The sequence below is a fragment of the Micromonospora sp. NPDC127501 genome (genome assembly GCF_040302185.1).
Classification (GTDB): Bacteria; Actinomycetota; Actinomycetes; order Mycobacteriales; family Micromonosporaceae; genus Micromonospora.
This window is the reverse complement of record NZ_JBEORJ010000013.1, coordinates 149,890-171,179: the sequence shown is the minus strand read 5'-3', so window position 1 is coordinate 171,179 and position 21,290 is coordinate 149,890. Positions and strand designations below refer to the sequence as shown.

Sequence of the window (21,290 nt, the reverse complement as noted above, 5' to 3'; positions counted from 1 at the left end):
TCCCGGTACGCTGCGTCCACGATTTGGGATTCGGGAATGCACAGCACCCTCTCAGCTGGGACTCATGGGGCGGTCATCTCCGCTGCCTACCGTAGTAGTCAGTGGGTCGCGGGGGCCCGCTGACCAACGGGGTCGCGATGACGCGGCGCCATGTGCGAGGGGGCAGATGCGATGCGCATCGACGAGCAGCCACGGACCCGCTGGCCGGACCCGTCCGCGTTCCGCAACCGTCGACCGGACCTTCGACTCGGCAGCCGCCGGCACCGGATCGACCCGACCGCGGCCACCGAGGGCCGGATCGCCGTGCAGCACACCGTACGCACCGCGACCGCCGAGTACACCCTGCTGCTCAACGCACCCGAGTGGCTCGGCCGCCGGGGCGTGGGCGAAGCGCTGCGGGACAGCGTCGCCGAGCTGCGCGCCATCGACCTCACCTACGGCCCCAACCGACCGGAGAGCCTGGTCTCCCGGTTGCGTCGGGGCGAGATCAGCCCCGAGTCGTACCCGCCGCTCGCCGATCTGGTGGACCGCTGCGCCGCGATGCGCGCGGCCACCGACGGGTGGTTCGACGCCTGGGCGGTGCCCGGCGGCTTCGACCCCGGTGGCCTGCTCGGCGGTTGGGCTGTGGAACGCGCCGCGGAGCGACTGCGCGCCGCCGGCATCCACGACTACGCCGTACTCGCCGGCGCCGACCTGGTCGTCCGGGGCCGCGCGCCGCACGGCGGACCCTGGCGGGTCGCCGTGCACCACCCGACCGCACCCGAGCGGGCGCCGATGGTGCTGGAGATGACCGCCGGCGCGATCGGCACCTCCGGGGTGACCGGGCGGCAGGGGCACGTGGTGGACCCGCACACCGGCGAGCCGGCCGATCACCTCGTCGCCGCCACCGTGGTGGGCCCCGACCTGACGATCGCCGACGCCTACGCCACCGCGCTCTACGCCGCCGGCCCCACCGGCCTGGCGTGGTTCCGGGGCAACTCCGACTATCGCGCGCTCTTCGCGCACCGTCGCTGAGCCGGTCGGGGCCCGCGATCGGCCCCCACGGTCTCGGCAACGACAGTGGGGGCCGGTCAGCGACGAGTGCGCGTGGCTCGCACAACCGAGGGGTGCGGACCGGTCGGGCCGGACGTCGACCGCGCCACCCGAAGACGGGCCGGCGCCTCGAACTCGGCCAGTGACCGCAGTGCGTACGCTAGCGAATCGACGCAACTCGACGCAAGAGTCTCCACACCGGACCGTCGTGACGGGAGACTGCCGAGATCGGTGGTTGACCGGCGGCGAGGCAATTTCGACATGGTGAACGGCGGATGGCACGCTATCCGCCGTGAGTTTCGATCTGAGCGTGTGGGCCCTGGAGGACGGGGCGACGCCCGAGGACGTGCGGACAGCGGTCAACGGTTGCCGGCAGGGGCGGCACGTGGACCGCTACCCCGATCCGCGGGTGGTCAGCTTCTACCGGGCGATCACCGCCTCCTATCCGGACCGTCACCCCGGCCCGAACAGCCCGTGGGCGGTGGCGCCGCTGCACGCGGCCCACGACCACGTCGAGCTGAACCTGCACCCGACCTGCGCGGACCAGGTGCTACTGGACATCGAGCGACTGGCCGGCGAGCACGGTCTGATGCTCTTCGACCCGCAGGACGGCTCGGTCTATCCGCCGCCCGCGCGGCTGCCCGGCTGACCTGACCGGCGGCACGGACGGGAAATGACGAGGGGCCCGGCGAATCGCCAGGCCCCCCACGGTGTTTGTCGACTACTACTCGTCGCGCAGATCGGCGGCGCTGGCCGCCGTGGCACCGATCGACTCGGCGGCCGAGGTGAGCAGGTCGGCGCCGAGCGCCTGGTCGACGGTGAGCGTCATCAGCGTCTCACCGCCCGCCTCCCGACGAGCCACCTGCATGGCGGCGATGTTGATGCCCGACTCGCCGAGCAGGGTACCGACCGTGCCGACCACACCGGGCCGGTCGGCGTAGCGCAGGAAGAGCAGGATGCCCTCCGCGCCGATCTCCACGTCGAAGCCGTCCACCTCGGTCAGCTTCAGCACGTCCCGGGCGCCGGAGTGGGTGACCGTGCCGGAGACACTGACCGTCCGACCGTCCGGCAGCGCGCCGCGCACCGTGACCAGGGTCGGTTGCTCGGCCGTCTCGGCCAGGGTGGCCAGGGTGACCTCGACGCCACGCTCGGCGGCCAGGTGCGGGGCGTTGACGTAGGTGACCTGCTCCTCGACCACGGAGCTGAACAGGCCCTTGGTGGCGGCGAGCTTGAGCACCGACACGTCGTGGCTGACGATCTCACCGCGGACCTCGACCGTGACGCTGGCGGCGACCCCACCGGCGACCGCGGTGAACGCCCGGCCGAGCTTCTCCGCCAGCGGCAGCAGCGGCCGAACGTCCTCGGCGACCACACCGCCGGCCTGCACGTTCACCGCGTCCGGGACGAACTCGCCCTGCAAGGCCAGCTTGACGCTCTTGGCCACGGCGAGACCGGCCTTGTCCTGCGCCTCGTGGGTGGAGGCGCCCAGGTGCGGGGTGGCCACCACGTTGTCGAAGGCGAACAGCGGCGACGAGGTGCACGGCTCCTTGCTGTACACGTCGACACCGGCGCCGGCGACCCGGCCCTCGGCGATCGCGTCCGCGAGCGCCTGCTCGTCGACCAGCCCACCACGGGCGGCGTTGATGATGCGCACGCCGGGCTTGACGAGCGCCAGCTCCTTCTCACCGATCAGGCCCACCGTCTCCGGCGTCTTCGGCAGGTGGATGGAGATGAAGTCGCTCTCCCGCAGCAGCTCCTCCAGCCCGACCAGGCGGACGCCGAGCTGCGCCGCACGGGCCGGCTGGATGTACGGGTCGTACGCGATCAGCCGGGTGCCGAACGCGGCGATGCGAGACGCGAAGAGCACCCCGATACGACCGAGCCCCACCACGCCGACCGTCTTGCCCTGGACCTCGACGCCGGTGTACTTCGACCGCTTCCACTCCCCCGCCTTGAGCGCGGAACTGGCGCTCGCGGTGTTACGGGCGACGGCGAGCAGCAGCGCGACGGCCTGCTCGGCGGCGGAGACGATGTTGGAGGTGGGCGCGTTGACGACCATGACGCCCCGCGCGGTGGCGGCCGGCACCTCGACGTTGTCCAGCCCGACGCCCGCCCGGGCGACCACCTTGAGTCGCGGCGCGGCGGCGACCGCCTCGGCGTCGATCTGGGTCGCGCTGCGCACGATGACGGCGTCGGCCTCGGAGAGCGCCGAGAGCAGGGCCGGACGGTCGGTGCCGTCGACGTGACGGACGTCGAAGTCGTGGGCGAGCACCTCGATGGCGGCGGGGGCGAGTTCTTCGGCGATCAGTACGACAGGATTCATCGGTCCTCGTAGAGGTCGTGTTTGCGATCGGCCCGGGCGGCGGGGGGCGCCGCACTGCGCCCTGCGCTGATCCGTGCCGTGGCCGTCAGGTGCCGGCTGCTGCACCTACAGGCGATCGTAGGGGCCACGCTGGTCGGCGTGTTCCGGTCTTCGGGGTGAGGGCCCTCACACGCCCGGTCGAGCGACGGACATCGGCCGTTCACCGCACCGACACGGTTGCTCCCGCCCGCTACAACCGGAGGCACACCCCTGCGGGAGGATCCGCCCTTGTCGCTCGCCATGCGCATCACGCTGCTCCGACAGCTGACCCGCGTCGATCTCGCGCGGTTCGGTCCGAAGCTGGCCGAGGCGTTGGTCACCCGGTCCCACCAGGTGAAAATTCGACGCAGCTTCGTGCCCCGGCGCACCGCCGCCGCGGACGAGGCGGTCGCGCTCTACCGGCGGCTGGTCCAGGACCGGCCGGGCCGGCACGAGGTGGGGCTCGCGCGGGCACTCGTCGCGCAGGGTTCGGTCCCGGACGACCGCACCGTCGAATCCGCGCTCGCGCAGGGCCGGGAGGCGATCGGGTACGTCGAGAACGCGACCGACCGCGACGGCCTCGTCGTCCTGGCCGCGGCGCAGCTGATGGTGGCCATGCAACTCCGCTCCGACGCACCCCGCGACGCGCTGCCGCTGGCCAACCAGGCCCGGGAGACCTGGCTACGGTGCGCGCCACTGGGCGCCCGTGAGCGGATGGAGTTGGCCCGGTCCCTCACCGTGCTCGGCCAGTGCCGGGCGGCGCTGGGCGAGCCGGCCGAGGCGCTCGCCGCCCGGGAGGAGGCGGTCGAGGTGTTCCGGCGACTTTCCCTCTGGACACGGCTGAAGTACATGCCCGCCCGACTCGAGGCGATGAGCGGGCTGGCGGACTCCCTCGCCTCCCATCGTCGGTGGGCCGAAGCGCTGACGCTGGCCACGGGCGCCCGCGAGGACCTGACTTTCATGAGCCGTGTGGAGCCACTGCGGTTCCGGCCGACGCTCGGCAGCCTGTTGTTCGTGATCGCCCGGTGCCACCTGGGGCTTCGCGAACAGGACGCGGCAGTGGCGGCGGCCGAGGAGGCCGTCGGGCACTACCGCTGGCTGGCCGAGCACGACCCGGTTCGGTACCAGCCACGGCTGGTCATCGCGCTACGCACGCTTGCCGGCACTCTCAACGCTCTCGGGCTGCATGAGAAGGCCGCCTGGGCCACGGCCGAGGCCGAGGCCGAGGCCGAGGCGACGGAAAGCCGCTGACGCGGGGCGCTGCGGCCAGCGGCCGGCGACCCGCGCTGGGGAGAGCGCTGGATCGCCGGCCGCTGGTGGACCAGTCGAACGGGTCAGGCGGTCTCGGTGATCGGGCGGTCCACCCAGCTCATCATGCCGCGCAGCTTCCTGCCGGTCTCCTCGATCGGGTGCGCCGCACCCTCGGCCTGCCACTTGGTGAAGTTGGGCCGGCCGGCCTCGTCCTCGGCGACCCACTCGCGGGCGAACTCGCCGGACTGGATCTCACCCAGGATCTTGCGCATCTCGTCCTTGACCCGGGAGTCGATGATGCGCGAGCCGCGGGAGAGGTCGCCGTACTCGGCGGTGTCGGAGATGCTGTAGCGCATCTTCGCGATGCCGCCCTCGTACATGAGGTCGACGATCAGCTTCAGCTCGTGCAGGCACTCGAAGTAGGCGACCTCCGGGGCGTAACCCGCCTCGGTGAGCACCTCGAAACCGGTCTGCACCAGCGCCGAGGCACCGCCGCAGAGCACCGCCTGCTCGCCGAAGAGGTCGGTCTCGGTCTCCTCGGTGAAGGTGGTCTTGATCGCACCGGCCCGGGTGCCGCCGATTCCCTTGGCGTACGCGAGGGCGAGCGCGAGCGCGTTGCCGCTGGCGTCCTGCTCGACGGCGACGAGACAGGGCACGCCCTTGCCGTCGCTGTACTGGCGGCGGACCAGGTGGCCGGGGCCCTTGGGCGCGACCATCGCCACGTCCACCTCGGCCGGCGGCTTGATCAGGCCGTACCGGATGTTGAAGCCGTGTCCGAAGAAGATCGCCTTGCCCGGGGCGAGGTGCGGGGCGATCGACTCCGCGTAGATCCCACGCTGGGCGGTGTCCGGTGCGAGCACCATGATCACATCGGCCTCGGCGGCGGCCTGTGCGGGCGTGACCACCCGCAGGCCCTGCTCCTCAGCCTTGGGACGGCTCTTCGAGCCCTCCGGCAGACCGATCACCACGTCGACGCCGGAGTCACGCAGCGACAGCGCGTGGGCGTGGCCCTGGCTGCCGTAACCGATCACCGCGACCTTCTTGGCCTGGATCAGGCCGAGGTCGGCATCGTCGTCGTAGTACACCTCAACGCTCATGAGAACTTCCCTTTCGTACGACGGCCGGGGCGGCCCGTCGTGGTCTGTGCGGATGAATTCGCCGGACGGCCGGCCGAGGGCCGACCGGCGGCGGGTCAGGCGGCCCGTAGCGCGGGACCGGCGGTGATCGAACGCGAACCGCGCCCGATGGCCACCAGCCCGGACTGGACCATTTCCTTGATGCCGAAGGCCTCGAGGTCGCGGAGCAGCGCGTCGAGCTTGTCCGGAGTGCCGGTGGCCTCGATGGTCAGCGTGTCCGGTGCGACGTCGACCACCCGGGCGCGGAACAGGTTGACGGTCTCCAGCACCTGCGACCGTGCGGACCGGTCGGCGCGAACCTTCACCAGCAGCAACTCCCGGGCGACCGACACCTGGGGATCCAGCTCGACGATCTTGAGCACGTTGACCAGCTTGTTCAACTGCTTGGTGACCTGCTCCAGCGGGGACGACTCCGCGTTGACCACGATGGTGATCCGGGAGACGTCCGGGTTCTCGGTCTCACCGACGGCGAGGCTGTCGATGTTGAACCCGCGCCGGGAGAACAGGCCGGAGACCCGGGCGAGCACGCCCGGCTTGTTCTCCACCAGCACGGACAGGGTGTGCATGGTCATCAGATGTCATCCTCGTCGAAGACCGGGCGGACGCCACGGGCGAACATGATCTCGTCGTTGCTGGTGCCGGCGGCGACCATCGGCCAGACCATCGCGTCCTTGCCGACCACGAAGTCGATCACCACTGGCGCATCGTTGATCTCCATGGCGGCGGCGATGGTCTTGTCCACGTCATCCGCGCTCTCGCACCGCAGCCCGACACAGCCGAGGGCCTCGGCGAGCTTGACGAAGTCGGGGATGCGGTGCTTGTGGGTGCCGAGTTCGGTGTTGGAGTAGCGCTCGTTGTAGAAGAGCGTCTGCCACTGTCGGACCATGCCGAGGTTGCCGTTGTTGATGACGGCGATCTTGACCGGGATGCCCTCCAACGCGCAGGTGGCCAACTCCTGGTTGGTCATCTGGAAGCAGCCGTCCCCGTCCACCGCCCAGACCACCGTGTCCGGCTTGCCGACCTTGGCGCCCATCGCCGCCGGCACCGCGTAGCCCATGGTGCCGAGGCCGCCGGAATTCAACCAGGTGTACGGCTTCTCGTAGGAGATGAACTGCGACGCCCACATCTGGTGCTGGCCCACCCCGGCCACGAAGATCGCGTCCGGGCCGACGATCTCGCCCAGCCGCTTGATCACGTACTGCGGGGACAGGGTCCCGTCGACCGGCTCGTCGTAGCCCAACGGGTAACGGTTGCGCAGGTCGTCGAGCTGCGTCCACCAGTCACCGAGGTCGGCGGTGCGCCCCGCCGACCGCTCGGCGGTGACCGCGGTGATCAGCTCGTCGATGACGTGCTTGGCGTCGCCGACGATCGGGACGTCCACCTGCCGGTTCTTGCCGATCTCGGCGGGGTCGACGTCCGCGTGCACCACTGCCGCGTCCGGGGCGAACGAGTCCAGTTTGCCGGTGACCCGGTCGTCGAAGCGTGCGCCCAGCGCGACGATCAGATCCGCCTTCTGCAGGCCGTAGACCGCGGCGACCGTGCCGTGCATGCCGGGCATCCCGAGGTGCTGCTGGTGCGAGTCGGGGAACGCGCCGAGCGCCATCAGCGTGGTGACGACCGGGATGCCGGTCAGCTCGGCCAGCCGGCGCAGCCCGTCGGTGGCACCGGCCTTGAGCACCCCGCCACCCACGTAGAGCACCGGCCGTCGGGCCGCGGCCATCAGCCGCGCCGCCTCCCGGATCTGCTTGCCGTGCGGGTGCAGGGTGGGCCGGTAGCCGGGCAGGTCCAGGGTGGGCGGCCAGGAGAAGGTGGTCGGCGCCTGGAGCACGTCCTTGGGGATGTCGACCAGCACCGGGCCGGGTCGCCCGCTGCTGGCCAGGTGGAACGCCTCGGCCAGCACCCGGGGGATCTCCTCGGCGTTCTGCACGAGGAAGTTGTGCTTGGTGATCGGCAGGGTGATGCCCTGGATGTCCGCTTCCTGGAAACCGTCGGTGCCGATCAACGGGCTGGCCACCTGCCCGGTGATCGCCACCATCGCCACCGAGTCCATGTACGCGTCCGCGATCGGGGTGACCAGGTTCGTCGCCCCCGGACCGGAGGTGGCGATGCAGACGCCGACCTTGCCGGTGGCCTGCGCGTAGCCGGTCGCCGCGTGCCCCGCGCCCTGCTCGTGCCGCACCAGGATGTGCCGGACCGTCGAGTCGTAGAGCGGGTCGTACGCCGGCAGGATCGCGCCGCCCGGAATGCCGAAGACGACGTCGACCTCGAGCGCCTCGAGGGACCGCACGAGTGAGCCGGCCCCGGAGATCGGGGTCGCAGCGGCGGGCCGTACCGCCGGGACGGCCGGGGTGGCCGTGCGCGCGGCGGCCTGGTCGACGTCGAGGGCCGGGTCGGCGGCCGCGCGGGCCCGGCGGGCGGTGTGGGCGAGGGTCTCGGGCGTGGGTCTCGTCATGGCGGTTCTGGCCTTCGGCTGGAGTGGCTGGTGGCTAGTCAAGCGATGCGACACGGGCGGGGCCCGCCTCGCCAGGTTCCGATGGCAATAAAAACGGCCCTCGTGCAGATGCACGGGGCCAGCGCACTCTCGGTGAGGGAGAGTGCGCTCAGGTAAGTACTCGCAGCGACCGGTACGACGACATGCGGCTAAGCCTGACGCATCTCACGCGATGAGTCAACTGATCCCACATGTTGGTTAACGGAGGTCGGCGCGTCGGCCGGCGACGCGCCATCGGCAGGCGGGGTGAGCTGCTCGGACCCACCCGGAGCACGGCGTGGAGCGGGCACCGGAGCGGGACGCGCACCCGGGGATGTGGCCGCCTCCAGCATCGCCTCCAGGTGCTCGGCCGGCACCCCCCAGCCGAAGAGCGCGCCCTGGCCGAAGCGGCAACCGGCAGCCACCACCGCGGCCAACTCGGTCGGGGTGGTCACCCCCTCGGCGATCACCTCCAGCCCCAACTGGTGGCCCAGGCGCATGACGATGTCGACCATCGGGGCGAACGCCGGGCCGTCCTGGCCGACCGGGCGGACCGGCTCGTGCTCGGCGACCAGACTGTGGTCGATCTTGAGGATGTCGATCGGCAACCGGCGCAGCTGCCCCAGCGACGAGTAGCCGGCCCCGAAGTCGTCCAGGGCGATCCGGACACCGGTCAACCGCAGCGCGGTGAGCCGCCGGATCAGCTCGTCCAGGTCGGTGGCGACCGCGTGCTCGGTGACCTCCAGCACCAGCCGCTGCGGCGGCACGTGGTGGGCGCGCAGCGCCTCGGCGACCTGGACCACGTACTCCGGGGCGTGCAGCTCGCGCGGGGAGACGTTGACCGACACCCAGACGTCGTGCCCGTCCGCCAGCCACCGGGAGAGCTGGTAACAGGCCTGATGCAGCACCCAGGCACCGAGCGGGGCGATCATGCCGCACTCCTCGGCGAGCGGGATGAACTCGTCCGGACGCACGTTGCCCAGCTCGGGATGGTGCCAACGGAGCAGCGCCTCGGCGCCGACCGGCCGCACCGACGGCAGCGACGCCACCGGCTGGAACGCCAACCGCAGCTCGTCGCGGTCGATGGCCCCGCGCAGTTCGTGCTCCACCGTCGTACGCCGACGCAGCAGTTGGTCGTACGCGGCGTCGTAGCGCTCGATCCGGTTCTTGCCGCGCTGCTTGGCGTAGCGCAACGCCAGGTCGGCGTGGCGCAGCAGCAGCTCCACGTCCGGCTCGTCGGCCCAGTCGGCCACCCCGATGCTCACCGACAGGAAGACCGGCCCCTCCGGCTGGTCGTAGGGCCGGTTGAGCACCCCGAGGAGCCGTTCGGCGACCCGGTCCGCCTCGACCGGCCGGCCCTGCATGAGTACGGCGAACTCGTCGCCACCCAGCCGGGAGGCCACGTCGCCGGGGCGCAGGTTGCCGCGCAGCCGCCGGCCCACCTCGGCCAGCACGGCGTCGCCCACGTCGTGGCCCCGCATGTCGTTGACGTTCTTGAAGCCGTCCAGGTCGAGGCCGAGCAGCACACACGGGTTGTGGTCGGCGGCGTTGCGGTGCAGCGCCCGGAGCAGCCCGCGCCGGTTGGCCAACGACGTCAGCGGATCGGTGTGCGCCAGCTCCCGGAAGTGCGCCTCCCGCTCGGCCAGGCGGCCCGCGTACCCCCGGACGTCGCGAAGGGTGAGGTACTGCCGTGCCACCAGCGCGAAGCCCTCCACGCTGCCGGCCACGATGCCCGCCGCGGTGAAACGGCCGTCCTGGGCGAGGTGGTACATCGCCGAGGCGGCCATCGCCAGCATCGGTGCGATCGCGTACTCGCCGTCGCTACCGACCAGGTCAAGGTCGATCTGCCCCGGCCGGTCGGCCCGGTACACGGTGAGCGCGACGGTCAGCAGACCGGCGGCGAGCACCGCAGCACCGGTCAGCGCCATGGTCGGCCCGGCCTGGCAGAGCCCGGCGCTGAGACCCAGCCCGCCGCAGGTCACCGCGCTGATACCGGCGCCCAGCGCGGCGAGCCGTCGACGTGGTGTGGCGGCCCGGAAGACGACGATCACGACGAGCCCGGCACCGAGCGCGGCGCTCACCGTGGCCAGCAGGATCGCCGGGCAGGCCATCGGGGTGGCGGCACCGAGCAACCGGGTGGGCTCGGAGAAGAGCACCCAGCCGACGAACCACAGGGCCGCCGCCATGACCAACCCGTCCAGGGCGAGCCGGGCCGTTCCGGCCGCGGTGGCGGCCATCCCGGGCAGCCGGAGCAGACCAGCGGCGAAGGCCAGCCCGCTGACCGCCGTGCCGATCGCCACCACTGTCGCCCAACCGGTGCGCTGCCCCTGCTCGTGGGCCCAGTGGTCGGTCGCGCTGAGCGCGGCGACCATCCCGGCCAGGAGGCTGAGCACTGCAACACCGGCGGCCGCCGCGAGCAGCATGTGTGCCGGTCGACGCGGCATCGTCCGCCGCCGGGCGACGACGGTCAGCAGCACGGCGGCCACCGCGGCGACGAGCCCGCTGAGCGCCGCGACAGCGACCATGCCCGGTGGAAAATGCACGCCTCCAAGAGTGCCGGATGGGCGCACGTCATGGGGGGCTGAGTGTGCATCTGTTGGGACACGGCGGATACCCGGGTGGGGCGGCGCGCCGACGGTGTCATGCTGGTATGTATGCCTGAGCTGCGGTCGAGGACCTCCACACACGGTCGGACGATGGCCGGCGCCCGGGCCCTCTGGCGGGCCACCGGGATGACCGACGACGATTTCGGCAAGCCGATCGTCGCCATCGCCAACAGTTTCACCCAGTTCGTGCCTGGTCACGTACACCTCAAGGACATGGGTGGCCTGGTCGCCGACGCGGTCGCCGAGGCCGGTGGGGTGGGCCGGGAGTTCAACACCATCGCGGTCGACGACGGCATCGCGATGGGCCACGGCGGCATGCTCTACTCGCTGCCCAGCCGCGAGCTGATCGCCGACGCGGTCGAATACATGGTCAACGCGCACTGTGCGGACGCCCTGGTCTGCATCTCCAACTGCGACAAGATCACCCCCGGGATGCTGCTGGCCGCGTTGCGGCTCAACATCCCGACCGTCTTCGTCTCCGGCGGCCCGATGGAGGCCGGCAAGACGATGGCGATCGAGGGCGTCGTGCACAGCAAGATCGACCTGATCGACGCGATGATCGCCTCCTCGAACGAGGCGGTCACCGACGAGCAGCTCGGTGAGATCGAACGCTCCGCCTGCCCGACCTGCGGGTCCTGCTCCGGCATGTTCACCGCCAACTCGATGAACTGCCTCACCGAGGCGATCGGGCTCGCGCTGCCCGGCAACGGTTCCACGCTGGCCACCCACGCCGCCCGCCGGTCGCTCTTCGTCGAGGCCGGCCGGACCGTCGTGGAGATCTCCAAGCGGTGGTACGACGGCGACGACGACTCGGTGCTGCCACGTACGGTCGCCTCCAAGGCCGCCTTCGAGAACGCCGTCGCCCTGGACGTGGCGATGGGCGGCTCCACCAACACGGTGCTGCACCTGCTCGCCGCCGCCCGCGAGGCGGAGATGGACTTCGGCGTCACCGACATCGACGCGATCTCCCGGCGGGTGCCGTGCCTGGCCAAGGTCGCGCCGAACTCGCCGAACTACCACATGGAGGACGTGCACCGGGCCGGCGGCATCCCGGCGATCCTCGGCGAACTGGACCGGGCCGGGCAGCTCAACCGGGACGTGCACGCCGTGCACTCCCCCTCCCTCGCGCAGTGGCTGACCGACTGGGACGTGCGCGGTGGCTCCCCCACCCCGACGGCCGTCGAGCTGTTCCACGCCGCCCCCGGTGGGGTGCGCACCACCGAGCCGTTCTCCACCACCAACCGGTGGTCGTCGCTGGACACCGACGCGGCCGGCGGCTGCATCCGGGACCGCGAGCACGCCTACTCCGCCGACGGTGGGCTGGCCATCCTGCACGGCAACCTGGCACCCGAGGGCAGCGTGGTGAAGACCGCCGGCGTGCCCGACGACTGCCTGACCTTCCGTGGCCCGGCGAAGGTCTACGAGTCGCAGGACGACGCGGTGACAGCGATCCTCGCCAAGCAGGTGGTCGCCGGGGACGTCGTGGTGATCCGGTACGAGGGGCCCAAGGGCGGCCCCGGCATGCAGGAGATGCTCTACCCCACCTCGTTCCTCAAGGGACGCGGGCTGGGCCGCTCCTGTGCGCTGCTCACCGACGGCCGTTTCTCCGGCGGCACCTCCGGGCTCTCCATCGGGCACGTCTCCCCCGAGGCGGCCTCCGGCGGGCTGATCGCCCTGGTCCGCGACGGCGACGAGGTCGTCATCGACATCCCGAGCCGGTCGATCGAGCTGAACGTGCCCGCCGAGGAGCTGGAGGCGCGCCGGGTGGCCGAGGAGAAGCGCGACAAGCCGTACACCCCGACCGATCGGCAGCGGCCGGTGTCGGCGGCGCTGCGTGCGTACGCCTCGATGGCCACCTCGGCCAGCGACGGCGCCTACCGCCGCGTCCCGGAGTAACCGCCGCTCGCGATCGACACTGGATCGCCGATGGTGGGGTGTCCCACTCTCGGATACCCCACCATCGACGATGTCGTCGGCGAAACACGGTCCGCAAATGTCGGTCGCGTGGGCTAGCGTGTCGTCGATCAATTCGGGGTGAGCCCGGATTCCTGCGGGAAGAGGCGTGTACGTGTCATTTGGCAAGAAGTCCGTGGCGGTGGCGGTCTCGGCGCTCACCGCGCTCGCTGTCTCCGCGTGCGGCACGACGTCCGGCGGATCCGAGTCGCCGAAACAGCCCAGCGTCCTGGAGCTGCTGGCCAGCGACCTGAAGGGGTCGCTGCAGAAGACCGCCGAGGCCACCGACAAGAGCGACTCGGTGACCGTGACGATGTCAGGCACGGCGGGCGGCGAAAAGGTCTCGATGAAGGGCGTCCTGGACCTCGGCGACCCGGTCAAGGCCGAGATGACGACGACGGACGCGAAGGGTGCCGCGACGGTCGTCCGGATGGTCGGCGCGGTCATCTACGTCGAGATTCCGGCGGAGGACCGCGCGGAGATGGACGGCAAGCGCTGGATGAAGATGGACCTGACCGCCGCCGGCAAGCAGGCCGGGATGAACATCGGCAAGCAGTTCGAGGACATCGACCCGACCAAGCAGGTCAAGACGCTGCTCGCCACCGAGGGCACGAAGGTGGTCGGGCAGGAGACGGTGAACGGGGTGGCCACCGTCCACTACACCGTCACCACGCCGATGGCGACCTACCTCCAGCAGGTCGACGCGAAGCTGCGGGCGGGCGTCGAGCAGCAGATGACCAAGATGGGCGTCAAGGACATCACCACCGACCTGTGGGTCGACGAGCAGTACCGGCCCCGCCGGGCGGCCCTGAAGATGGGCCCGCTGGGTGACCTGGTGATGGACTACACCGACTACGGCAAGGCGGTGACCATCGAGACGCCGCCGACGGCGGAGACCTTCGACTTCGCCGAGATGCTCAAGGGCCTGCAAGGTCTGACCACCAGCAACTGATCAGTTCCGTGTTCGGGCGGGCTCGGCGTCACGCCGGGCCCGCCCGTTCCGTTCCGGTACTGCCGGTGCGCAGGCCGAGCCGCTCGCCGGGCGGCGACCACCACAGATCCGTGCGGTCAGGACGGTGCCCACGGTCCGCTGACGAACTGCCCGTTGCCGACGAACGGGCTGACGTTGGGCACGCACCCGCCCAGGCCCATGGTCTGGGTCATCATGACCGGGGCCGGCTTGCCGCGACCGCCGCACTTCATGTGGGCGAAGCCGAGGAAGTGGCCGAACTCGTGATTGATCACGCCGGCGTGGTACTCGTCGATGCTGACCGGGTATCCCGGTGAGCCCTGGAGCCAACGCCGCAGGTTGATCATGATCGTCTTGCCGTACTTGCAGGAGTAGACCCCCTCGGTGTCGACACCGCTCGCGCCGCAGAGTCGGTCCACTGTCCTCGGTGTGGCGAGCCGCACGTCGACGTCGACCTTCGAGGTGCCGACCCGCTGGAAGGACCACGACGCGCGGGACAGGTTCACCGCGGCGTTGGTGACCGGGTGCTGCGCGGACGTGGCCCACCCGTTCGGTGCGGCCAACACCTGCTCGATGCTCGCGGCGAACCGGTCCGGCTTCCAGGCGGGGATGTCACCCCAGGCGATGCCCTTCTCCACCGAAACGCTGTAGCGCACCCGTTTCCTGCCCTTGCCGATCACGCGACCGGTGCCGGTGGCGGTGGTGAAGGTGCCGGCGGCCCTGGTGGGGATCTGCGCGTCGGTCGGGATCTCCGGAGTCGGGCTGGAGGTCGGCGTGTCGCCGGGGCTCGGAGTTGAGTTCTGCAAACCCGGGTCGGAGGGTGGGGTGTCGGCCTGCCCGGAAGCCGGGGTGGACAGGCCACAGGCGGCGGTCGCCAGCACCACTGCCAACGAGATCGGCACGAGCAGCCGTCCGTTGATCCGCACGTCGAAACCTCCAGGAGCAATCACGGGTGAGTGAGGAACACCGGAAGGCTATGTGACTGCCTGTAAGGAAAATGTCAAGATGATCTGCGGCATAACCCGGTCAAGAGACTACATATCAGGCGCGCCGCGCAGGGTGAATCACGCTGGGTATCAGAGCGGGCGAGGTCAGGCGGCCGCTACGACGTGGTCGATCACCAGGTGGGCGGCGCCGGTGATACCGAGGTCCTGGCCGGCGGCGACCCGTTCGATGAGCAGGGTCTGGGTGGCCAGCGGGAGGCACCGCTCGTAGAGGGTGGCCCGCATGCTGGCCAGCAGCGGCTCGCAGTCGGCGAGCCGACCACCGATGGCCACCACCTGAGGGTTGAAGAAGTTGACCACCACGGCCAGGATCTCGCCGACGGCGCGGCCGGCCTGCCGGGCGAGGGCGGTGGCCTGCCGGTCACCGTCGTCGATCAGGCGGATCACACCGGTCAGGTCGGAGACCGGCACACCCTGCTCCCGGAGCGCGGTGACCAGTGCGGCGCCGCTGGCCACCGCCTCCAGGCAACCGGCGTTGCCACAGGTGCACGGTGGCGCGGGATCGGCCACCACCCGGCAGTGGCTGATGTCCCCGGCCGATCCCTGCGCGCCCCGGTGCAACCGTCCACTGGAGATCACACCGGAACCGATTCCGGTGCCGGCCTTGATGTAGACGGCGTGATCCAACTCGGAATGAGCGGTGCGGTGCGCGCCGAGCGCCATCAGGTTGGCGTCGTTGTCCACGATGACCGGCACGTCGACACGGCCGGCGCAGAACGCGGCGACGTCGAAGCCGTTCCAGCCGGGCATCCGCGACGGGCTGACGATCCGCCCGGTGGAGTGCTGCACCGGACCGGGAATCCCGATGCCGACGCCGCGGAGCGCACCTGTGGCCGAGCCGCCGCGCGAAACCGCCGGATCGTCGTCCACCAGCGCGGCGACCTCGGCCAGCAGTGCGCCGAGCACCGCCTCCGGGCCGTCCTCGATGCGGACCGGCAGGGTGCGGGCCTGGACCACCCGCCCGGAGAGATCCAGTGCACCGACGCGGGCGTGATGCGCGCCGAGGTCGATGGCGCCGACCACGGCGCCGCCGGTGGGCACGGCGAGTTGACGGGGTCGCCGCCCACCCCGGGACCGCCCGGCGCCGGCCTCCTCCAGCAACCCCTGGCTGATCAACGCCTCGACCCGCTGGGAGACCGTCGACGGGGAGAGCCCGGAGAGGCGGGACAGGTCGGCCCGACTGACGGCCGCACCGGTAGCCACCCAGCGCAGTAGCTCCCGGGGGCCGCCCCGGAGGGCGTCGCGTGGCGCGTCGTCAATCGTCACGTCAGCTTCTTAGCACCCGGAGTTTGTTCAAGCAACCGGTTGACTTAGTTTCCTGGCTACCTTTAGATGGCGCTGTTGGTTCGATATGAAGCTGACTTAGTTTTGTAGTCGAAGGAAGTGAGGCCGTCTGGTGGCACCGGAGACGACGGGTGCGAACCGACCGATGGTGTCGGTACGCGGCCTGAACAAGTGGTTCGGTCCGCTGCACGTGCTCAAGGACATCGACCTCACGGTGGCCGCCGGCGAGGTGGTCGTCGTGGTGGGGCCCTCCGGCTCCGGCAAGTCGACACTGTGCCGCTGCCTCAACCGGCTGGAGACCGCCGGGCAGGGCAGCATCGAGATCGACGGTGAGCCGCTGCCCGCCGAGGGTCGCGCGCTGGCCCGGCTGCGCGCCGATGTCGGCATGGTCTTCCAGTCCTTCAACCTCTTCGGCCACAAGACGGTGCTGGACAACATCACCCTCGGCCCCACCCGGGTCCGCCGGATCGCTCGACCCGAGGCGCGGCAGCAGGCGATGGCCCTGCTGGAGCGCGTCGGTATCGCCGACAAGGCGGACCACCACCCGGCCCAACTCTCCGGCGGGCAGCAGCAGCGGGCCGCGATCGCCCGGGCCCTGGCGATGCAACCGAAGGTGCTGCTCTTCGACGAGCCGACCTCGGCCCTCGACCCGGAAATGGTCAACGAGGTGCTCGACGTGATGGTCTCCCTCGCCGCCGAGGGGATGACCATGATCGTGGTGACCCACGAGATGGGCTTCGCCCGTCGCGCCGCCGACCGGGTGGTCTTCATGGACGACGGCCGGATCGTCGAATCCGGCGCACCCGACGACTTCTTCGCAGCTCCGCGCACCGAGCGGGCCCGCGACTTCCTATCCAAGATCCTCCAGCACTAGCCCCCAACGGGAGGGTGTCATGTCAATCCTCAAGATGAGCTTCACCGGGCGGCGGTCGCTCGCCCTCACCGCCACCGCGGTGGCGGTGGCCCTCGCCGCCGCCGGCTGCGGCGGCGACAGCGGCGGCAGCGCTCCGACGCTGCCCGGCAACCCCGGTCTGGGCGGCGACGGCGTGGTCGCCCAGTCGGTGTACGACGCCGCCCCGGTGGCCACCGACGCGAACATCCCGGCCGGTTCCACCATGGAGGCGATCCGCAAGCGCGGCTACCTGAACGTCGGCGGATCCCTGGACGCGCCGCTGCTCGCCCAGCAGAACCCGGTCAGCGGCACCATCGAGGGCTTCGACGCCGACATGGCGAAGTTGCTGGCGAAGTACATCATCGGCAAGCCCGAGGTGAAGACGACGACCATCGGCACCCAGACCCGGGAGGCCATGCTCCAGGCCAAGTCGGTGGACGCGGTCTTCCAGACGTACACGATCACCCCGCAGCGGGCCACCCAGGTCGCCTTCGCCGGGCCGTACCTCACCTCCGGTCTCGCCGTCGGGGTCCGCAAGGACGACACCTCGATCAAGAGCGTCAAGGACCTCGCCGGCAAGACCGTGATCGTCGGGGCGAACACCCCCGCCGTCACCGCGCTGCCCTCCGCCGCGCCCGGCTCGAAGCAGATCGCCTTCGGCACCGACCCGCAGGCGTTGCAGGCGCTGCTGCAGAAGCGCGGCGACGCGTACGTGCAGGACTTCACGCTGCTCGCCTCGGGCGCCAAGGCGAACCCGGGGATGAAGGTGGTGGGCGAGCCGTTCACCACCGAGGCCTACGGCATCGGCCTCAACAAGGAGGACGCGCAGTTCAAGGAGTTCGTCAACAACTGGCTGAAGAAGATCCAGGCCGACGGCACGTGGGCGAAGGTCTGGGAAGGCACCCTCGGCTCGGTGGTGGAGGGTGGAGCACCCACCCCGCCCGCCCTCGGTTCCGCCGACGGCTCCTGAGCAGTCTCTCGTACCGATGGAAGCCCTCACCGACCACCTGAGCGAGCTTGGCCACGGCCTGGTCACGACGGTCGAACTGACCGTCGTGACCACCGTCGGCGCGATGCTGCTGGGCATCGTCGTGGCCACCCTGCGCATCGCCCCCGTCCCGCTGCTGCGCGCCATCGGCACCGCGTACGTGGAGGTGTTCCAGAACCTGCCGCTGCTGGCGCTACTGGTGCTCTTCGTGTTCGCGCTGCCGACCATCGGCATCACGTTCCCGCTGTTCACCTCCGCCGCGATCGTCATCGCGGTGTACGAGGGGGCGTACCTGGCCGAGGCGATCCGCGCCGGCATCAACACGGTCGGTGTGGGCCAGGCTGAGGCAGCCCGAGCCATCGGGCTCACCTTCGGCCAGTCCCTGCGGCACGTGATCCTGCCGCAGGGACTCCGGGCGGTGATCCAGCCGATCGGCAACATCTGCATCGCGCTGCTGATGAACACCTCGCTGGCCGCCGCCGTCGGTGTGGTCGAGCTGACCCAGGCGGCCAACACCGTGAACCTGGTCGAGGCTCAACCGATCGCCGTGTTCACCGGCGCGGGCCTCGCCTACATGCTGCTGGCGCTGATCATCGGTCAGGTCACCGGCCTGCTCGAACGAAGGCTGGCGATCGTCCGATGAACAAGACGCAACAGATCCTCTTCGACGAGCCCGGCCCGCGCGCCCAACGGCGGATCCGGATCGCCACAGTGCTGGGTGCCGTCCTCCTGGCCGGCGCCCTGGTCGCGGCCGTCTACCAGTTCGCCAGCCACGGCGAGTTGGCCGCCGCCCGCTGGGAACCGTTCACCACCTGGCCCATCTGGCGGTACCTGCTCAACGGCCTCTGGGCAACGGTGCGCGCCGCCGCCGCGACCGCGGTGCTCAGCGCCGCGCTCGGGCTGTTGCTGGCGCTCGGCCGGCTGTCGACGAACCGCCCGTTGCGCTGGCTGGCCGGCGCGTACGTGGAGATCTTCCGGACCGTACCCACCCTGCTGCTGATCTACGTCACGCTGTTCGCGCTGCCGCAGTACGGGCTGAACTTCCCGCTGTTCTGGAAGCTCGTGGTGCCGCTGGTGGTCTCCAACTCGGCGGCGTTCGCGGAAATCTTCCGGTCCGGCATCCTGGCGCTGGACCGCGGGCAGACCGAGGCCGGCCTCGCGGTCGGGCTGCGTCGCGGGCAGGTGATGGCGCTGGTGGTCCTGCCGCAGGCGCTGCTCCAACTCGCCCCGTCCCTGGTCAGCCAGCTGGTCGGGCTGCTCAAGGACACCTCGCTCGGCTTCGTGGTCAGCTACACCGAGCTGCTCTACAGCGGGCAGGTGCTCTCCTCGTACACCCACCTGCTGATCCAGACGTTCCTGGTGGTGGCGCTGATCTACCTGGTGGTCAACGCCTCGCTGTCGAAGTTCGCCCGCGTACTCCAGGCCCGCAACGGCCGCTTCGGAGGCCGGCGCGGACGGCGGACCGCCGAACTGCCGCCACCACTCCTCGAAGGGAACACTCCCCGGTGACCATCTTCCGCTACGCCGAACTGGCCCGGGTCGTGCGCAACGGCTTCGTCGAGAGCCGGCACTACGGCAGCGTCATGGTGCTCGCCCCGGACGGCACTGTCGCCCTCGCCGCCGGCGTACCCGACGAGCCGGTGCTGCCCCGCTCCACCCTCAAGCCGGTGCAGGCGCTGGCCTGCCGGATCGCGGCGGGCGACGAGCTGACCGGCCCGGCGCTGGCCCTCGCCGCCGGCAGTCACACCGGCGACGACCGGCACGTCGAGGTGGTTCGGGCGATGCTGGCCGGGGCCGGCCTGACCGAGGACGCGCTCGGCTGCCCGGTGGACTGGCCGGAGGACGAACCGACCCGGGACCGGCTGATCCGCGCCGGCGCACAGCGCGACCGGATCCGGATGAACTGCTCCGGCAAGCACGCCGCGATGCTCGTCGCCTGCGTCGCCCGGTCCTGGAGCACCCACGACTACCTCGACCCCGACCACCCGCTCCAGCGGGAAACCGCCGCCGCCGTCGCCCGGCTGGCCGGCTCGCCGATCGCGCACCACGCGGTTGACGGCTGCGGGGCACCGCTGTTCGGCCTGTCGCTGACCGGCCTGGCCCGCACCTTCCAGGCGTTGGTCACCGCGCCCGCCGGCAGCGACGAGGCGCTGGTCGCGCAGGCCATGCTCCAGCACCCGGAGTACGTCGGCGGCTGGAACGGGCACCCGAACACCGACCTGATGCGGGCGCTGCCCGGCTTCGTCGCCAAGGGCGGGGCCGAAGGCGTGCTCGCGGTGGCCGCACCGGACGGTCACGCGGTGGCGGTGAAGGCGATCGACGGTTCGCCCCGGGCCACCACCGCCATCGCCCTCGCCGCCCTCGACGCCGTGGGCGTACCGGTGGGTGGGGCCGACGCGCTGCGCCAGGTGCCGGTGCTCGGCGGCGGCGTACCCGTTGGTGCCGTCACGGCCGTCATCGACTGGACCACAGCATCGTCTCGGACCGAAGCGGCATCGCCTCGCACGGAAAAGGAAGAATCATGAACACATTCGAGATCTGCATCGACAGCGTCGAGGGCGCGGTCGCCGCCGAGGAGGCCGGCGCCGACCGGGTGGAGTTGTGCTCCGCGCTCTTCGACGGCGGGCTGACCCCCAGCCTGGGCACCATCGAGACGACAGTGCGCGCCGTCGACCGGATCCGGGTACACGTGATCGTCCGTCCCCGGGCCGGCGACTTCATCTACTCGCCGTTCGAGGTCGAGGCCATGGAGCGGGACGTGCGGGCCGCGGTGGCGGCCGGGGCGCACGGCATCGTGATCGGCGCGTTGACCGCCGAGGGTGACGTCGACGTGCCGACCACCCGCCGGCTGATCGCCGCCGCGGGCGACGTCAGCATCACCTTCCACCGGGCGTTCGACATGACCCGCGACCCGTACGCGGCGCTGGAGCAGCTCATCGAGCTGGGCGTGCACCGGGTGCTCACCTCGGGTCAGGAGGTCAGCGTGCTGGAGGGTGCTCCGCTCATCGCCGACCTGGTGCGCCGGGCCGCCGGTCGGATCGTCGTCATGCCGGGCGGTGGCATCACCCCGCGCAACATCGCCCGGATCGTCGAGGCGACCGGCGCCGACGAGTACCACTTCGCGGCCCTGGTCAGCTCGGACAGCCCGGCCGTGCACCGCAACCCCGCGCCGCTGATGGGTGGCAGCCTGAACCGGCCCGAGTACGAGCGTTCGGGCACCTCGGGCGCCCTGGTCGGCCAGGTGCTCGCCGCCGCCCGCGCCTGACCGACAGATCGCGCCCCCGGGCGTGATGATCGTGCTCGAACATGGAAGTAGTGGCCTCCCACGGCAGGGAGGCCACTACTTCGTGGATCGAGCACGAT

The 21,290-nt window shown here is 71.0% G+C and carries 18 protein-coding genes; 11 read left to right on the top strand and 7 right to left on the bottom strand.

Going from position 1 to position 21,290, the window contains the following annotated elements; all coding sequences use genetic code 11:
- The first annotated feature begins 171 nt into the window (after positions 1–171).
- On the top strand, positions 172–1,014 hold the full coding sequence (locus tag ABTW72_RS26750; RefSeq protein WP_350863037.1) for an FAD:protein FMN transferase: 843 nt from the start codon (positions 172–174) through the stop codon (positions 1,012–1,014).
- 310 nt (positions 1,015–1,324) lie between these two features.
- Entirely contained in the window at positions 1,325–1,681 is a 357-nt protein-coding gene (locus ABTW72_RS26745; RefSeq protein ID WP_091393184.1) for a hypothetical protein, read from the top strand.
- Positions 1,682–1,756: 75 nt separating this feature from the next.
- Here the strand turns inward: ABTW72_RS26745 and serA are convergent, their stop codons facing one another.
- Entirely contained in the window at positions 1,757–3,355 is a 1,599-nt protein-coding gene (serA, locus tag ABTW72_RS26740) for a phosphoglycerate dehydrogenase (protein WP_112582056.1), read from the bottom strand.
- Positions 3,356–3,622: 267 nt separating this feature from the next.
- Between serA and ABTW72_RS26735 the strand changes: the two genes are divergently transcribed.
- A complete protein-coding gene (locus ABTW72_RS26735; RefSeq protein WP_350863033.1) occupies positions 3,623–4,624 on the top strand; it encodes a hypothetical protein in 1,002 nt (333 codons plus the stop codon).
- 83 nt (positions 4,625–4,707) lie between these two features.
- Here ABTW72_RS26735 and ilvC read toward each other — a convergent pair whose 3' ends face one another.
- The 4 genes from ilvC to ABTW72_RS26715 form a co-directional block, all read right to left on the bottom strand.
- Positions 4,708–5,721, bottom strand: coding sequence for a ketol-acid reductoisomerase (gene ilvC / locus ABTW72_RS26730; RefSeq protein WP_091393194.1), 1,014 nt, complete (start codon positions 5,719–5,721; stop codon positions 4,708–4,710).
- Positions 5,722–5,816: 95 nt separating this feature from the next.
- A complete protein-coding gene (ilvN, locus tag ABTW72_RS26725; protein WP_088946549.1) occupies positions 5,817–6,332 on the bottom strand; it encodes an acetolactate synthase small subunit in 516 nt (171 codons plus the stop codon).
- Positions 6,332–8,212, bottom strand: a complete 1,881-nt coding sequence (locus tag ABTW72_RS26720) for an acetolactate synthase large subunit (RefSeq protein ID WP_350863030.1) — start codon at positions 8,210–8,212, stop codon at positions 6,332–6,334. The genes ilvN and ABTW72_RS26720 overlap by 1 nt, the downstream gene beginning before the upstream one ends.
- A gap of 188 nt (positions 8,213–8,400) precedes the next feature.
- Positions 8,401–10,755: a putative bifunctional diguanylate cyclase/phosphodiesterase gene (locus ABTW72_RS26715; RefSeq protein ID WP_502892250.1), complete on the bottom strand. Its 2,355-nt coding sequence runs from the start codon at positions 10,753–10,755 to the stop codon at positions 8,401–8,403.
- Between the two features lie 129 nt (positions 10,756–10,884).
- On the opposite strand from ABTW72_RS26715, the gene ilvD reads away from it, so the two are divergent.
- On the top strand, positions 10,885–12,732 hold the full coding sequence (gene ilvD, locus ABTW72_RS26710) for a dihydroxy-acid dehydratase (protein ID WP_350863024.1): 1,848 nt from the start codon (positions 10,885–10,887) through the stop codon (positions 12,730–12,732).
- Between the two features lie 172 nt (positions 12,733–12,904).
- Positions 12,905–13,741: an SCO4651 family lipoprotein gene (locus ABTW72_RS26705; protein WP_350863022.1), complete on the top strand. Its 837-nt coding sequence runs from the start codon at positions 12,905–12,907 to the stop codon at positions 13,739–13,741.
- A gap of 116 nt (positions 13,742–13,857) precedes the next feature.
- Here the strand turns inward: ABTW72_RS26705 and ABTW72_RS26700 are convergent, their stop codons facing one another.
- Both ABTW72_RS26700 and ABTW72_RS26695 read right to left on the bottom strand, forming a co-directional pair.
- On the bottom strand, positions 13,858–14,685 hold the full coding sequence (locus ABTW72_RS26700) for a DUF3152 domain-containing protein (protein ID WP_350863021.1): 828 nt from the start codon (positions 14,683–14,685) through the stop codon (positions 13,858–13,860).
- Between the two features lie 165 nt (positions 14,686–14,850).
- Positions 14,851–16,029 (bottom strand): ROK family transcriptional regulator, encoded by a 1,179-nt coding sequence (locus tag ABTW72_RS26695; RefSeq protein ID WP_350863018.1) that lies wholly within the window; start codon positions 16,027–16,029, stop codon positions 14,851–14,853.
- A gap of 163 nt (positions 16,030–16,192) precedes the next feature.
- On the opposite strand from ABTW72_RS26695, the gene ABTW72_RS26690 reads away from it, so the two are divergent.
- From ABTW72_RS26690 to ABTW72_RS26665, 6 genes are read left to right on the top strand one after another with little or no spacing between them, the layout of a single operon-like run.
- Positions 16,193–16,921 (top strand): amino acid ABC transporter ATP-binding protein, encoded by a 729-nt coding sequence (locus ABTW72_RS26690; protein WP_350863209.1) that lies wholly within the window; start codon positions 16,193–16,195, stop codon positions 16,919–16,921.
- Positions 16,922–16,940: 19 nt separating this feature from the next.
- A complete protein-coding gene (locus ABTW72_RS26685) occupies positions 16,941–17,909 on the top strand; it encodes a glutamate ABC transporter substrate-binding protein (RefSeq protein WP_350863015.1) in 969 nt (322 codons plus the stop codon).
- A 16-nt stretch (positions 17,910–17,925) separates the two neighbouring features.
- Positions 17,926–18,570, top strand: coding sequence for an amino acid ABC transporter permease (locus ABTW72_RS26680; RefSeq protein ID WP_350863012.1), 645 nt, complete (start codon positions 17,926–17,928; stop codon positions 18,568–18,570).
- Complete coding sequence (locus tag ABTW72_RS26675) at positions 18,567–19,436, top strand: amino acid ABC transporter permease (RefSeq protein WP_350863010.1); 870 nt, start codon at positions 18,567–18,569, stop codon at positions 19,434–19,436. The genes ABTW72_RS26680 and ABTW72_RS26675 overlap by 4 nt, the downstream gene beginning before the upstream one ends.
- Positions 19,433–20,452 carry an asparaginase gene (locus ABTW72_RS26670; protein WP_350863008.1) on the top strand — a complete coding sequence of 340 codons (1,020 nt, stop codon included), beginning with the start codon at positions 19,433–19,435 and terminating at the stop codon, positions 20,450–20,452. The genes ABTW72_RS26675 and ABTW72_RS26670 overlap by 4 nt, the downstream gene beginning before the upstream one ends.
- Complete coding sequence (locus tag ABTW72_RS26665) at positions 20,449–21,192, top strand: copper homeostasis protein CutC (protein ID WP_350863006.1); 744 nt, start codon at positions 20,449–20,451, stop codon at positions 21,190–21,192. The genes ABTW72_RS26670 and ABTW72_RS26665 overlap by 4 nt, the downstream gene beginning before the upstream one ends.
- The last annotated feature ends 98 nt before the right edge of the window (positions 21,193–21,290 follow it).